Genomic DNA, 13,657 nt, shown 5'->3' on the forward strand with positions numbered 1-13,657 from the left:
TTCTTTTTTCAGTTGGTTTCTGTTTTGTTTGTAACGGTATCTATTGCTATAGATTAAAACCTCACTCAATTATTACCAAGCATTATTTCTATCTTATGTTTATAGCCGGCATAGCCATTATCTCTGCCATTCCTTCTGGCCTAAATAATGTGGTTGCGAATCGAATAGAGGTTGTCTCCGCATTGTTTACGCCAATTTTTCTTTTAAATTTTTTTCTTTTTTTCCCACCAACAGCAAAGCCACAAATTTTTCATTTTTTATATAATGTTTTAAGAAATATACTCTTTGTTTTTTCGTTAATCTACGTCATTATAACATTTTTTTTTCGTGAATTTCATAGTACAATTACTGATTTATCTCGATATTTAATTATTATATTTATTGTTGTATCACTAATTATTTGCTTCTTAATAATTGAATTACTGCTTAAATCAAATTCTGATAAAGTCAAAAATCAGCTCTATATTCTGATTGGATCTTTCTGTCTTTCTTTTCTTCCATTTCTTTTCTTGAATCTTATTCCTTATATTTTATTCAATATCCGTAACCAAATTCCTTTCTATTATAGTCTGATCAGTGTCATCGTTTTTCCAATTTCAGTGACCTATATGCTGACGCGCCAGGAGATCATTGATGTACGCATCAAATTCATGACCCTTCTTTCGAAAACGGGCATCATTCTTCTGTCCTTGATTTTAACAAATAATCTACTATTTCTATTTTTTCAGGATCACTTGGATCTATTTTTTCGCATCAATCTGTTAATATCTGCTGCTATCATCGTTTTCATTGGATTTAACCATTTTTTCGGTTCACGTTCCTATCGCCGCAGATTTGACAAAGCTCAGGAAATTAAAAGAGAAACGCACCGGATCATGCAGCAGGTTTTAAATGGACAGCATCTGACCTCCTGCGCGCGACTTATTGTTAATCTCATTCAGCAAACAGTCGATATCAATGGTGCCTGCCTCGTGTGGAAGCAAAATCGAATTCCAAGAATTTACTATCAAACCGGAATCTTTTCAGACGGATCGTTGGCACTTGAAATCTTGAACAGTCTAAACTCAGATACCAAAGAGACGATCCAAAAAAAGAGGGAGGTAACCGTTCTTGCGCTATCGGATCAGGAAAAAATTAAAGGATGGGTCTTCCTTGGTCAGAAAAAGAATGGAACACGATTTGAAAAAAATGAATATACGCTGATTGACGCTATTTGTTCCGATGCCCTTGACCTGTTAAACAGCTCCGAAGTACTTTCACAGATGGACACCGAACTGGAGAAAACAAGAAGTCAGTCATATTCCCATGAGCATTTTAATCAATTGCTTATGAATTCTATTGACGAAAGCAGACGAGATTTATCGATTTTTCTGCACGACGAGATTCTTCAAAATGTTATACTATTAGAAAATAGAATTGATGGCTTACATCATTCACACAAAATCGATCAGTCCGCTTACAGCGTCATCAAAGAATCACTCTTGAACACCATTTATGAAATCAGAGAAAAGTCGCGTGAATTACATCCTTTCATTGTTGAAGATCTCGGGTTGCAGCAGAGTGTTCAATCGCTGAAAAAGAAATTGCAAAACAACTATAATGTCATTGTTGATACGAGTTTTGATCTCGGAATGAAAATTATTCCGAGGCAGATTGAGCTTGCGGCCTTCCGCATGATTAAAGAACTGCTCAATAACTCGATCAAATACGCGTCAGTTCCTGTTGTTTCAGTTTCCTTAAAGTGCGCCGATCATTACCTGCTGATCAGGGTGAGCGATCAGGGCAGAGGATTCGATTTGAACGACACATTAAGTACGGCCTCCGGTCATATCGGACTGCTCTCGGTGCAAAAAAGTGTCGATTTGCTGCACGGACTTTTCGACATTCAGACATCACTTGGAAATGGTACAACAATCAACATTACACTGCCCCTAGATTGGAATGATGAACGTGACAATCAACATCATCTTAGTGGATGACCATCTGCTTATGCTTATGGGTCTCAAGGAACTTCTTGAGAAGGAGCCGGATTTTCACGTAGTTGACACGCTGTCTGATCCGATCAACCTAGAAGCAATTATTAACACAAAACCCACTGATGTTCTTGTACTTGATGTACGTCTTAAGAACACGAATGGTATTGAAATTACCAGACATATAAGAAAGGGGCACGCTTCGATTAAGATCGTTATTCTCTCCGGCTATCAGTATGACGAGTATATTGAAGCGGCAAAACAGGCAGGTGCCGATGCCTATGTCACAAAAGAAGAATCGAATTCACGACTTGCAAAGGTCATTCGTCAGGTATGCAACGGAGAAAAGGTGTTTCCCATCCTAAAGCCGGAGGTTCCGGGCGAATCCTTAACTCCTAAAGAGCTTGATATTTTAAAATTAATTGCTGAAGATATGACAACAAATGAGATCAGTCAAAAATTATCAATCAGCAAGCGAACCGTTGAATACCATATCTCATCCATTATCCAAAAATTAGGCGCTGATTCTCGTGTTGGCGCCGTTGTTAATGCGATTAAAAAAGGACTGCTCAACCTTTAAGCAGTCCCCTCAATTTAAATTCCGATCACGTATCCAGTAAATAGTGCAGCATCTTCTGCGGATTCGCCAAGAAATGGCTCATCACAATATAGTGTTCCGTATCCTCGTAACGAGTCTTCTTAATGCCTCCGTCTGACATGACGTAAATATCCGCATTGGGAAAAGCCATCAACATAGGTGAATGAGTGGCAATGATGAGTTGTGATTGCTGATTCACTAACTCCTTCATTCTTACCAGCATCGTCATCAGCTTTGTTGGAGATAAAGCCGCTTCAGGCTCATCGAGAATATAGACGCCGTCTCCGCGAAACCGATGCAGCATGAGTGACAGAAAGCTTTCTCCATGCGATTGCTTATGTAACGATTGCCCACCATATTGTTGCAAGAAAACCGGATCACCTATTTCATCAATATTCGATGCAAGATTGTAAAAACTCTCTGCTCTCAGAAAAAAACCGTCCTTAGGATGATCCGCGCCTCTTATGACACGCATGGCTTTAAATAAATCCGAGTGTGTATCGCTGGTTGAAAACGAGAAATTCCTCGATCCGCCCTCAGGATTAAAACCAAAATTAACAGCCAATGCTTCCAAGACCGTCGACTTTCCCGACCCGTTTTCCCCCACAAAAAAGGTAACCGGGCAATGCAACGTAAAATCATAAAGATGACGCAGAGCTGAAATAGTCGAAAGGTAGCTTTCCTCATATTCCGGCGCATGATGGTCGATACGAAATCCTCTGATATAAAGTCTGCCAGCCATTCGATCCCTTCTCCCCAAGCTTATTTCTTTATCTCCATTACAGTCTCTGTTCCCCGTCATTTGAGGTTAAAATTCGGTACAGCTCCGGTCTGCGATCACGGAAAATGCCCCATTCAAATCGCTGCTCCTGAAGCTTGTCTAAATCAAATTCAGCGACTAAGGTCGTTTCGTTTGTACGATCTGCTTCACAAATCTTATTACCCTGTGGTCCGGCAATAAAAGAAGAACCGTAAAAAGTAATTTTGGAATCTTCATCTGTTTCCGTGCCAATTCGATTTGACGCGATGACCGGAATCAGATTTGACGCTGCATGACCGAGCATGCATGCCTGCCAATGATCTTTAGAATCAATCGCTGCGTCATACGGCTCTGTTCCAATCGCCGTCGGATAAAAAAGCAGCTCCGCACCCATTAACGTCATACACCTTGCGGCTTCTGGAAACCACTGATCCCAACAAACCCCCACGCCGATTTTCCCATAACGTGTCTCCCATACCTTGAATCCGCTGTCTCCGGGATTAAAATAAAATTTTTCCTCATAGCCTGGTCCGTCGGGAATATGGCTTTTTCGATAAGTACCAAGCACCGTTCCATCCGCGTCGATCAATGCCAGCGCATTGTATAATGCGTTGTTCTTTCGTTCATAGAAACTGATCGGGAGTACAACACCGAGTTCGCGCGCTACATCCTTGAAATGAGCTACAGCACGGCTTTCATCACGTGTTTTCGCCAATGCATAATACTCAGTCTTCTCTTTTTGGCAGAAGTATGGGGTTTCAAAAAGCTCCTGAAGCAGAATGATTTGTGCACCCTTAGCTGCTGCTTGGTGCACTAACGCCTCGGCCTTACAAAGGTTTTCCTCAATCGTCCAAGAGCAGCTCATCTGCGTTGCCGCAACTTTAATTTTTCTCATGACTTCGCTTCACCTGCTTCTTTCATTTTCGGCATTTGCTGCGTTGCGCAGTGGACATTGCCGCCTTCACGAATGATTGCCATTCCGTCAACCGTCCGGATGGTTCGATCAGGAAATGTCTCGGCAAGGATAGCGGCTGCCTGTTTATCGTCTTTTTTCGCATCCTCTCCGAAGACGGGTAGAATGATGCCCTGATTTACAAAATAAAAGTTCAAATAACTCAGTGTTAATCGTGTCCCTTGATAAAAACGAGGCGGCGGTTGCGGGATGCGAATAATCTCAAGCGACCTCCCCTGCGCATCAATCGCTTTTTCTAGGCGCGCAATATTTTCCTGTGTAATTAGATAATTGTCATCTTCCGGATCATCACAGCATTGGATCAGAACCTTCCCCGGCGCTGCAAAACAAGCAATGTTATCCACATGCCCATCTGTTTCATCTCCGGACAAACCGTTTTTCAGCCAGATGACCTTGCTTATACTTAAATAGTCTTGCAGATTCTGCTCAATCTGATCACGATTCATGGCAGGATTGCGGTTCTTGCTGAGCAGACATTGCTCCGTTGTTAGCAGACTGCCCTCTCCATCCACATGAAAGGATCCACCTTCCATGACGAGCGGTGCGTCAAATCGATAAATCCGCAAATTATCAAGGAGTACAGACGCCACCTCATCGTCCAAATTCCAAGGCCGATACTTCTCCCCCCATGCGTTAAAATGCCAATTAATTCCGGCCAAATAACCCCGTTCGTTTCGAACAAAGGTTGGACCGTTATCACGCAGCCATGAATCATTATGAGGCAAAACAAGGGTATCAACAGGATAATGAGTTTGTCTGACAAATGTACTTACAAAATTATGTTCATTGGGATTGACCAGTACCGTTACCGGCTCAAATTCCGAAATCACTTTGATGAAGCCCGCATAGCCCTGGCAGACACGTGTATAGTCATCAGGAAAACACATCGATTCCTGTACCGGCCAGGAAAGAAAGGTGCGTTCATGATTCTGCCACTCCGCAGGCATTTGATAATTCAACTTTTTCGGATTCATGATTACCTCACACGATTAATGATGACCTTACCAAGTATGTTATCATAAGAATACTGCTGATTAACAGCAGTTTCTTGTATTCAGGCGACCTTGCTGAAACGTCGCAAAAAGTATAGTGCGAAAGATTTTAGGGTATTGTGTTGATTGAAATCATTATCCCTATATTCCCCCAGCCATCAACGGAAATGAGGAACATTCATGCAAGATTGGATTGTGCAATTTATGGAACAGCATGGCTACGCAGGAATCTTTTTTATAATTTTTTTGGAAAATATTTTCCCTCCGATCCCTTCGGAGGTCATCCTTACGTTTGGCGGTTTTATGACCACCCACTCACGCTTGACTGCACCTCTTGTCATTTTTTTTGCTACCTTCGGTTCCGTTGCCGGTGCGGCAGTGCTTTATGCCATTGGACGTTTCTTAAGCATTGAGCGTTTAGAACGATTCGTTGCACGCTGGGGACATGTATTGCGCCTGAAACCGGGGGATCTCACAAAAGCGAGCGGCTGGTTTGAACGTCACGGATACCCCGCGGTGTTCTTTTGCCGGATGATTCCTTTAATCCGCAGCCTGATCTCCATTCCTGCCGGTATGGCAAAAATGAATCCGCTGTATTTCCTGCTGACCACGGCAGCCGGCACGCTCATTTGGAATACCGTCCTCGTCCTGCTTGGTGCTTCACTCGGCAAATCATGGGACAAGGTTCTTGAGTGGATGGATCTGTATTCGCACGTGACGTATGCATTGATTATCATCGCTGCCGCAGCATTGATTATTTATTGGCTGAAAAGAAAATCATAATTGACGGCGCGAAGAAAACCCGGACGCAATCACACGTTTATGCAGCGGGAGCAGACAGCCATAAATAAAGAGATAAATGAACACTGAATAAAATAACTCCCAATTTATAAGATGAAAGTATTTGACCTGAATTGAAGCGAACTCAATTCCAAATGACAGAACGGTAAACAGAATCAGCATCAACCATTTATTTGATTGTGACCGGTAATTGAGATAGATAATCGCGAGACCCGCGGGAATGAATGTGATCGATAGTAAATCGGCAATGCCGATACCGTGATCGGTTCCGTAACGGAAGGCATCAAAATAGATTGCCGATGAAATGTCGGCGATCCAGGATAAGGAACATACCATACCAAATGTCGCATAGATCTGCCGCCAAGTTAAATGCCTTTTTTTCATGAACACGACAAACAGAATAACAAAAGCTGAAAATAGAAGCGGATACCAAATCCCCCTGGCCTCTAGATCCAATCTTCCCAAAATTAAGGCCATAATCAAAACACTCCTTCAACTCACTTTTACGATTAGTATCAGGAGTGCAGCACTATTTCATTCGAAAAAAGTAAAATTCCATTAAAGTTCATCCTGGTACTGCCCCCGGTGCACACTGTTCTTTCCATTTTTCTTAGCATCATACAAGGCATTGTCACAGAAAATATAAAGATTTTCAACATCCACATAACGATTTGGGGAAACGGTCAGCAACCCGATGCTGATTGTGTAGTTCAGCGATTTGTCAGGAAGATTAATTTCAGCGCTTGCAATTTCTGACCTGATCCGTTCAGCTGCAACTGCAGACTGTTCTTCATCCATCCCTGGCATCAGTATCGCAAATTCATCGCCCCCAAACCGACTGAACAGATGTTCCGCGTCAATTTGGCTATACACGCGCCGCGACAGATCGCGAAGTACACGATCCCCAACATCATGCCCATAAGTATCATTGATGCATTTGAATTGGTCAACATCAAACAGGACGAAGGAAAGCTTCTGCTGTTTCTTCGAACACTGTTCAAGAAACCGCTTTGTCCGCTCAAAAAAAGCCCGGCGATTCAACGTCTTCGTCAAGTCGTCATAATTAGCCAGCCGCACAAGTTCGCGATCCGTCATTTCCTTTAACAGCAAAATGAATCCGGTACTGCCTAAAATCATTGCTAAATTAACTGTAATTAAAGTATATCCATAAATAAATGAAGAACCTATGCTGCTTGACTCAATCGCATGATAGAAAAATAGGGCCAGAGCAGCTCTCCCAAGGAAAGAAATCATAAGCGCCAGATACAGACAGCCCATCAAATGCATCAGCAACGAGTGATTCTTGCCTTGAATCATTCGAAATATCGGGAGAACAAGTAGCGCCGCCAAACTCAAAGAAGCAGAAACAACTCGAACGTTAAAATGATTGTCGAAAATGAGGACAAGATTAAATCCGAGAATACTTAACAATGTAACCCAAAGACAGAAACGGTAGGCCGCCTTATCGTAAGTTCGCGTTAACTTAAGCAGGGCAACAGTCTCCAATGCATAACCGACAAATAAAAGGCTGTTTGCCAGCGAAATGGCGGCAATACCAAAGGGGCCATTGCGAATAAGAGCAATAGCCCATGCTGCAGTCTGGATACACTTACCACAAAAAAATATATTTAACGTCGCATCATCCCGATGATGCCACAAATAAGCAGCGATCAGCAAAACGGTGACTAAATTACAACTTATGATAAAAGCTAAAAAAGTCCTCACATCAAGCAATATATTCACGACTGATCATCCTCATCCGTTGCAGCAGTGTTGTCCACCTATTTTATCAAATCCTGCCAGGTTATTACATAAATTGTTAGGATTTTTAGAAAAGGAGTACATCATTGATCCTAAAGAATTTTTTCATCAACTACCTGATCCTTTTTTCTTATCAATTTTGTGCCAAATCGTCTTCGTTTAACCAGACGAATCCGCCTGCTTCTCAGAATAAGTGTGAGTCAGCCCTTCATTTACTGCTACTGCAAAAAAAAATACAGGCTCCCGTGTAGGAAACCTGTTCGACCACTATCCTTATTTTTTCACGTCAAAATCGTGCTCTTTCAATTTGCACTGGCAGCCTCCTGCTTCACCAGAGGTGATACCTGCTCATCCAAAGCAAGCCCGGCATCAATCGCTGCTTTAACAATCTGCCTGACCCACAGTTCGGATTCATTAGGAAGCAGTCCTTTCGCATACCATTCTCCCACTTGTTTGCAAGCGAGAGGGTAGCCAAGTTCTGCCGATAATAAAAGCAAATGCAACCCCTCGTTTTCGTCCTTTGCTACTTCTTGTCCGCCGAACGATCCGCGCAGACGAATCTGTGCAAGTTCATAGACTGCTTCCGGATGATGAAGGGCCGCGGCCTCTTCAATGAGAGACAGACCTCGCTCTGGATTCGTTTCAATACCGGAACCGGAACCAAACGCCATCCCAACCTGAAAGAGAGCTGGACTGTACTTTTGTGCAGCACTGCGGAAGAGATACTCGACTGCACGTTTATCTGTGATGATCCAATCTGCTGCGTTATCCTGTTTGCTGAGCTTCCATAATTCATATTGAGCGGAAGGCAATGTTCTTGCAGCTTTCAGCAGCCATTGATAAGCACGCTCCTTATTGACATGATCATGATGCAATGACTTATATCCGGAAAAATAGTAGTGATAAAGCGCAAACTGTGCTTCAGGATAATTAAGCGCCGCCGATGTTTCAATTAAATGCTTTGCTTCAGCCAAATCAGCAGAAACGTAAAATCCATCGAGCAGCACATTGGCATATCGGTACATTGCTAATGCGTCGCCACTCTTCGCAGCAGATCGCAAATAGCCTACCGCTTCACGATGATCCATCATCATCTCATTGTCACGCTCATATTTATCCATAATCAGAACGCATGCCCTTGGATTGCCGGACTGAGCAAAGGACTTTAACAGTTTAAGCGCCTTTGTACGATTTTTTTCCCACAGAATATCTTTATAGCGTCCTTCATAATAGCCTTCATACTGCTTCATCTGAGCTTCCCAATCCTTCTGCTCAGATGCCTCCTTCAGATAGGCAAGTCCTTTGCGATCATCCTTGTCCAAATAGTGTCCGTCTATGTAAAGATCTCCAAGCCGCGTCTTCGCCTTTGCAAGCCCGTGGTCTGCTGCAAAAATTAACCACTTCAGTGCTTTTTCCTGTTCCATTAGAAATTCATTTCCTTGCTCAAAATAGTGCCACAGATCATAGGCAGCATCAATGCCGCCATGCTCGGCGGAGGAAAGCAGCCATGCGTAGGCTTCTTTTCTGTTTCCATTCACCGGTTGTCCTAAGCAAGAGCCCTCGTAGGAAATATGGAAAAGTAAATATTCCGCAAGTGCCTGTTTTTTCTTTGCGGCCGTTTTCAGAATGCCTATATACTCTTGCGCATTTTCAATCGAAATAAAAACGAGATTCTTCTTATAGGCACCTGCCAACGCTCGGACTGCCTTTGTTAATCCGCTTTCCGCTGCCGCTTTCACATAGGCAAAAGCACGGCTGTCTTCGTATGAAGATCCTTCCGGCAGACAGCTATAAGCGTAAATCATAAACTGAGCTTCATTGTCGCCGCTTTCCGCCAATTCTTCACATGTTTTTAACGAAGCCTCGTCACTGATCTGAGCAGGCAATTTCTTATTCTTTTCCGACTGCACATGGGTGTCGGGCTTCTTAGGCATTTTTTTCGCTAAATGATGCTTCCACTTTTCGGCTTCATTTTTATTATGGATCGTAAAACGGTTGTCACTGTATACATCTGCCAGCTTTTCTGCGGCTTCAGACGAACCATTCATTGCCAGCTCCTTAAGAAGCTCAATTCCCATGCGCACCACTTGATCCTTATCAGCATTCCTGCTCAACCAATAGTCAATTTTAGCCAATCGCACTTCTGTCTGCTGCTCGGTTTTGAGATAGTCACGCATGCGCTGATGCGAAAAGAAATCAGGCAAACCGTTTTTCTTCACGAGAAAGTCTACAGATTCATAACTGAGTACTTCCCCAGTTACCGTGTCTTCCAAACTGACTCTGAGATTAATCAGATCGCCATACGTGAAGGACGGCATCGCTGTATAAGGAATACTTATAGATTGCTTTTCTTGGCGAAGCGGCAGGGAGAAATCCAATTCCCCGTCGTCATTTCGAAACGTCGAACTTTCCGGCTGGTCAGCCGCATGTAAAGGCAGATTACCCGGATTTTGAAAAAACTGAACACTGATCACTCGGTGACGCCTGTGCCTCCAGCTTGTTAAGCTGCTTGCAATTTGCAATGAAACCGTCAGCTTTGATTCGTCATCAATCGCAACATCCACTGCCATAGAACTTTCAGAACTGTTTTCCATAAATGTCTCCTCTTCCTTATTTAATTTGAGCAAACCGCTCGTTCGCCCCTCACAAAAGTTTACAAATACCGTTCTTATTCAGAGCATAAAAGTACGATTACTATCATTTTAGTGGAAAGATGTGGGAGAAACTATCGGACCAACCACCTGATCCGTTCGTGGCTAGTTGCCATGATGGGCATAAGCAGTACTTCTAATTGCGTATATTGAGTGTTTTTTTGAAATCGAAAACAGTTTGTTTTCGTAACATTTTCGCATTAAAATTTATTTCGTGTATGAAAAAGCATTGTCAATCGTCACCCAAACAAATAAAACACCCGAAATGCACAAAGCACGGGTGAAAAAAATCGTTCGATCGGACTATTCTGACCTGATCCCTACATAAAAAAATATATTTGGATCATGGGACTCAATGTACGGTCAAATGATTAAGGCTAAAAAGCGGAAAAGCGTTCATACTAACGTCGGGAGGTGTACATCACCATGCGACTACTGATGCTGGCAGGCATTCTGCTTCTGGCACAGCCACAAAACAATGCAAACGCTCTGAAGATCATGTACCACAAAGACACAATTGCAACCGTTCATCGAACAGAATTTACCCATCCTTTTGCTTCACTTCTCAATCAAGATCAATACGATCAATTAGTCGATCACATCGCTCAAAAGGTCGATCGGGCACCGTTGAACGCAAAAATTGATGACCAAGGTGCCATTATTCCAGGGAAAAACGGGCACAAGCTGTATCGTTCCGCATTCAAAAACCATTTTTATCGCTATTATTACAGCCATGGCAGCGCAAAAATGCGCGTGCCGTTAATTAAAGATTATCCAAAGGTCGATGCAGAATTGCTTGCCCATATTTGCGTGCAACGGATCAGCAGCTATGCCACCTTTTTTAATGCGGGAAATGAAAGCCGGGCGCACAATATTGATTTGGCGGCGAAGGCTCTCGACAGTCATGTCGTCTTTCCTAACGAGACCTTTTCATTCAATCAGACGGTCGGAATGCGGACGAAAAAAAAGGGCTACCGCTCCGCCCCGATCATCGTCCGCGGTGAATTCTCTGAGGGCGTGGGCGGCGGAATCTGCCAAGTATCCTCCACCCTTTTCAATGCTGCTGATCGAGCGGGACTCAAGATCGTGGAACGCTATTCCCACAGCCGCCGCGTCCCTTACGTTCCATCCGGACGCGATGCGACAGTCAGTTGGTATGGCCCTGATTTCCGCTTTAAAAATACATACAATCAGCCGATCCTGATCCGCGCACATAAATACGGCGGCAGTATCTCCTTTGCGCTGTATTCATCCGACATGATCAATGTCGCGCCGCGCAAAGTGCCTGGTGCCTCCACACATCTTCCAAAAGAAATTCACAGGAAAAAAGAAAGCCTGCATTCCAGCCAGCCTTGATTCAAAGAGGTGATACCTGCACCTAGACAGAACCTTTGACCGCAATTAGATCGTGTGCTTTTCTTCGTTCTTTAGTTGTCTCAGCATCAGAGCAAAGAAGAAGAAACAGATCCATGCAACAGTAGAGAAAATAATCATTTGCGGCCACGTATTCTCCCTTAAAATCCACATGGAAGCGGCCATAAGCGCTATGATATTCATTGCTGTCATCCCGGCAAAAAGAATCATCGGCGGAGCCAGGATGTATCCAATTGATCGCTTCTTCATAAGAAATACACCGCTCAGAACCATGAACGGCAGATAAAAAGAAAAATCAAGTACGTGCACCGGATTCGATAAAAGTCCTGCTTCTGTAATGCTTTCTGGGGTCTTATTCGTTACTATTTCCGGCAATGAATCCGACAGCCACAGCAGCGCAAATACCGAAGCAATCACAATAAGAAAAGAACTAACGGATTTTACAGGGGCATGATTTTTGAACCAAGACTTAAACGAGACCTTTTTATTTCTGTAGAAGAAATACAAGACAGAGTAGATGGACAAACCAAGGATCGCACAATAAAAAAGAAACAGGAAATTAAAATGAATTGCAAAACAGTAAATGACAAACGAATATATATTTGTAATCATTGTCCCAAGCCAGACAAAGATACCGACTTTGTTCCCTTTTGAAGCAAAAAAAGAGGAGAAGAGCAACAAGGGAACAACAACAAGCAGATTTGAAAGATCCTGGCCAATTGTCTGCGCATACCAGGAAATAGTCTCTTTCGCATAAACATCCGAACATAAAATGCCAAAGCATGACGTAGTCACCATTAAAACAGCAACAGGCACCGTGAAGAATAAAATGCCCTTGTCCGTTTGTTTCATTATTGTTCCTCCTGATCCATCTCACTTATATTCTTGATTACTTGTCTCATGACCCTTCTTGCAACGTGCAAATCTTCATCACTTACTCCTTTGAACAACGCTTGGGTAAATACAAACCCTTTATTTCTCAGTTCACCCCAGAAATCGATACTGCGCTTTGTCAACTTAAGACGTGTTACACGCGCATCGTATGGATCTTTTTCAAGAACAAGCAGTCCCTTTTCCTCCAGCTTTAAAGCGATCTGCTTCACATTCTGATGTGAACTTCCCATCTCTTGTGCCGCCGCTTTCATGGTTGGCGGATCGTCAAACAGATTGTCAATGACGATGGATAAAAACCATTGCTTTGTCGTTACATCAAAACGTTTCAATTCACGTTGAAGCAGTGTATCAATTCGATTTGCGGCGACAAAAATGAACCCAAACAAAAACTGCTGATCCGGCATCAAATCAATTTTTTTTAGCTGCATTTTTCTTCACCTGTTTTTCCAAAAAAGGTAATGTATTATCTATATAGATAATACATTACCTTTTTATTTTTTACAAGTGATCAAGCACACATAAGCCGCTGATACCTCAGATAATTCATCGTTATCGAAATTGCCCGTCAACTGTTTATACGCACTGCACAGTGCCTGATAAGTCACTGCTGTAACCGGCTTTAGCGTTTTCATACTGCGGGATACCCAATTTAGCGGATCCTCACCCTCAGGCAGAAACCCGGAACAGAAGCGTTCCACCCACTGCCCGCGAATCGTAATGCTTGGCATCAGGATCGGGCACGGGTGATCCAAACGTCGAATGATTTCAAGTCCGACCATCGTCTTTCCTGACCCAGAGGCCGCTATAATATGTACTTTTTATGACTGCAGATTCTCCAGAACGCGCCTTTGGTATCGCCTCCATTCACCTTTGAATTTGA

13 protein-coding genes are annotated in these 13,657 nt (G+C 43.0%); 4 read left to right on the plus strand and 9 right to left on the minus strand.

Going from position 1 to position 13,657, the window contains the following annotated elements; all coding sequences use genetic code 11:
- Nucleotides 1-608: 608 nt before the first annotated feature.
- Complete coding sequence (locus tag NIE88_RS08665) at nt 609-1,979, plus strand: sensor histidine kinase (RefSeq protein ID WP_253061216.1); 1,371 nt, start codon at nt 609-611, stop codon at nt 1,977-1,979.
- Nucleotides 1,951-2,553, plus strand: a complete 603-nt coding sequence (locus NIE88_RS08670) for a response regulator transcription factor (protein WP_253061218.1) — start codon at nt 1,951-1,953, stop codon at nt 2,551-2,553. The genes NIE88_RS08665 and NIE88_RS08670 overlap by 29 nt, the downstream gene beginning before the upstream one ends.
- A 25-nt stretch (nt 2,554-2,578) precedes the next feature.
- On the opposite strand, the gene NIE88_RS08675 is transcribed toward NIE88_RS08670, so the two are convergent.
- Genes NIE88_RS08675 through NIE88_RS08685 form a run of 3 tightly spaced genes read right to left on the minus strand, consistent with a single transcriptional unit; the run spans nt 2,579 to nt 5,278 of the window.
- Complete coding sequence (locus NIE88_RS08675) at nt 2,579-3,313, minus strand: AAA family ATPase (RefSeq protein WP_253061220.1); 735 nt, start codon at nt 3,311-3,313, stop codon at nt 2,579-2,581.
- Between the two features lie 37 nt (nt 3,314-3,350).
- Nucleotides 3,351-4,226, minus strand: a complete 876-nt coding sequence (aguB, locus tag NIE88_RS08680; RefSeq protein ID WP_253061222.1) for an N-carbamoylputrescine amidase — start codon at nt 4,224-4,226, stop codon at nt 3,351-3,353.
- A complete protein-coding gene (locus NIE88_RS08685) occupies nt 4,223-5,278 on the minus strand; it encodes an agmatine deiminase family protein (protein WP_253061224.1) in 1,056 nt (351 codons plus the stop codon). Before NIE88_RS08685 ends, aguB begins: the two co-directional genes overlap by 4 nt.
- Before the next feature lie 198 nt (nt 5,279-5,476).
- Here NIE88_RS08685 and NIE88_RS08690 point away from each other — a divergent pair, with 198 nt between their 5' ends.
- On the plus strand, nt 5,477-6,079 hold the full coding sequence (locus NIE88_RS08690; RefSeq protein ID WP_253061226.1) for a DedA family protein: 603 nt from the start codon (nt 5,477-5,479) through the stop codon (nt 6,077-6,079).
- Here the strand turns inward: NIE88_RS08690 and NIE88_RS08695 are convergent.
- The 3 genes from NIE88_RS08695 to NIE88_RS08705 form a co-directional block, all read right to left on the minus strand.
- On the minus strand, nt 6,074-6,574 hold the full coding sequence (locus NIE88_RS08695; RefSeq protein WP_253061228.1) for a hypothetical protein: 501 nt from the start codon (nt 6,572-6,574) through the stop codon (nt 6,074-6,076). The two genes, NIE88_RS08690 and NIE88_RS08695, sit on opposite strands and share 6 nt — an antisense overlap.
- 81 nt (nt 6,575-6,655) lie before the next feature.
- The gene (locus NIE88_RS08700; RefSeq protein ID WP_253061230.1) at nt 6,656-7,840 is read right to left on the minus strand and encodes a GGDEF domain-containing protein; all 1,185 of its coding nucleotides are present in this window, start codon (nt 7,838-7,840) and stop codon (nt 6,656-6,658) included.
- A gap of 320 nt (nt 7,841-8,160) precedes the next feature.
- Entirely contained in the window at nt 8,161-10,452 is a 2,292-nt protein-coding gene (locus NIE88_RS08705; protein WP_253061232.1) for a tetratricopeptide repeat protein, read from the minus strand.
- Between the two features lie 483 nt (nt 10,453-10,935).
- On the opposite strand from NIE88_RS08705, the gene NIE88_RS08710 reads away from it, so the two are divergent.
- The gene (locus NIE88_RS08710) at nt 10,936-11,865 is read left to right on the plus strand and encodes a VanW family protein (RefSeq protein WP_253061234.1); all 930 of its coding nucleotides are present in this window, start codon (nt 10,936-10,938) and stop codon (nt 11,863-11,865) included.
- A gap of 45 nt (nt 11,866-11,910) precedes the next feature.
- On the opposite strand, the gene NIE88_RS08715 is transcribed toward NIE88_RS08710, so the two are convergent.
- The 3 genes from NIE88_RS08715 to NIE88_RS08725 all read right to left on the minus strand — a co-directional run bounded on the left by NIE88_RS08715 (nt 11,911) and on the right by NIE88_RS08725 (nt 13,586).
- The gene (locus NIE88_RS08715) at nt 11,911-12,735 is read right to left on the minus strand and encodes a hypothetical protein (protein WP_253061236.1); all 825 of its coding nucleotides are present in this window, start codon (nt 12,733-12,735) and stop codon (nt 11,911-11,913) included.
- Nucleotides 12,735-13,205, minus strand: a complete 471-nt coding sequence (locus tag NIE88_RS08720; RefSeq protein ID WP_253061238.1) for a MarR family winged helix-turn-helix transcriptional regulator — start codon at nt 13,203-13,205, stop codon at nt 12,735-12,737. Before NIE88_RS08720 ends, NIE88_RS08715 begins: the two co-directional genes overlap by 1 nt.
- 63 nt (nt 13,206-13,268) lie before the next feature.
- A complete protein-coding gene (locus NIE88_RS08725; RefSeq protein WP_309247029.1) occupies nt 13,269-13,586 on the minus strand; it encodes a DEAD/DEAH box helicase family protein in 318 nt (105 codons plus the stop codon).
- Between the last annotated feature and the right edge of the window lie 71 nt (nt 13,587-13,657).

Origin of the sequence: Sporolactobacillus shoreicorticis (assembly GCF_024125445.1) — a bacterium.
GTDB classification, from domain to species: domain Bacteria; phylum Bacillota; class Bacilli; order Bacillales; family Sporolactobacillaceae; genus Sporolactobacillus; species Sporolactobacillus shoreicorticis.